Annotated in this window: 2 protein-coding genes; both read right to left on the reverse strand. The window is 66.5% G+C overall.

The features are described 5' to 3' along the window. A partial coding sequence (locus B3H86_RS13200) for a helix-turn-helix domain-containing protein (RefSeq protein ID WP_292054891.1) occupies positions 1-933 on the reverse strand: 933 nt, incomplete at its 3' end. 96 nt (positions 934-1,029) lie between these two features. Beyond that, the coding region (locus B3H86_RS13205; protein ID WP_349679863.1) for a putative PEP-binding protein at positions 1,030-1,333 on the reverse strand (304 nt) is incomplete at its 5' end.

A 1,333-nucleotide genomic window follows, 5' to 3' on the forward strand; every position in this document is an offset into this window, starting at 1 on the left:
GCGGCGCTGGGACTGGGCCTGGGCATTCAGCCGCGCCAGAGGGGTCTGGTTGGCGGGAAGCGGTTCTGCCAGTTCCCCGTTCAGATAGACCGAGAAGGCGGTCGCGTCCGAAACATCGATCGTGGCCTGGACATTCATCGGTGCGCGCCAGCTGTCGCCAGCCGCCAGTTGGCGCGCGAACAGCACGCGGCCATCGCCCTGACGCACGACAAGGGTCGCTGGCTTCGTCGCCTGCAATGTGGTGATGGAATTGGTCGCCGGTGAACCATACAGGGCACCGCGCGGATTGAAGGCAGCCTGAACAGGCGGTCCGGGCGGAGCGACGGCCGTCGAGGGATCGGCTTCGTCCCCCATCAGTTCGGCTTCGAGCCCGCGGGTAATGTAGAGCGGCGGCACGGACTGGTCCGGCGGCGCGGCGCGCGGCCCGCCCAGGACCAATACTTCGTCTACCGCATCATTCTCGGACAGCCACGCCTTGGGCACGGCAACCAGGTCCGAAGGGTGCGGCGGCTCGATCCGGGTCAGGCGCTGGAAAATATTCCAGCACAGGAAGGCCAGAACAACCCCGCCCAGAACAGCCAGAATGACCGGAGAGCGGCGGCGCATTTCCTGGAAGGCCGCGCCGGTGGGGGCCTGAAGCGTGGCCCCGGCCTCGGGGAATTCGCGCTTGAAGTCTTCGACGGCTTCCAGTTCGTCCAGACCCAGAACCTGGGCGTAGATGCGGACATAGCCCATCGTGAAGATGCGTGACGGCAGGGCCGATTGGTCGCCCTGTTCGATCGCTTTCAGAAAGCGGGCGTTGACCCGTGTCTTGACGGACAGTTCGGCAAAGGAGAGCCCCGACGCCACACGCGCCGCACGCAGACGCGCACCCAGAGGGCTGGCCTCGGATGCACATTCGCTGTGGGACGGCTGGGGCCGATCCTGATCCATCAATCGGGGTATCCATCACATGGCGCCGGAAGGTGCCGTTGTGTTTCGCTTAAACGACGCGGGCGCGGGGTTCAACGCCCGCACCGGCGGATCGGCTCAGACAGCCAGATTTAGCTTGCGGGCCAGAGACTCCAGTTCACCACGTACACTGCTGGCCGAAGAGGACAGCAGGGGCTCCATACCCCGACGCGCCGCATTCAGATCCACCGACAGGATCATCCGCTTGACCGGGCCCACGCCGCTGGCCGGGGCCGACAGGCGGTTGAAGCCCAGCGCGATAAGCGCGAACGCCTCCAGCGGCTTGCCCGCCAGTTCGCCGCAGATGGAAACGGGCGTGTTGTGGTCGGTGCAGCGTTCGCGGATCTCGCGCAGCGCCCTGAGCGCCGGCGGCGACAGCGGG

This window comes from Brevundimonas sp. UBA5866 (genome assembly GCF_002432125.1).
Lineage (GTDB): Bacteria > Pseudomonadota > Alphaproteobacteria > Caulobacterales > Caulobacteraceae > Brevundimonas.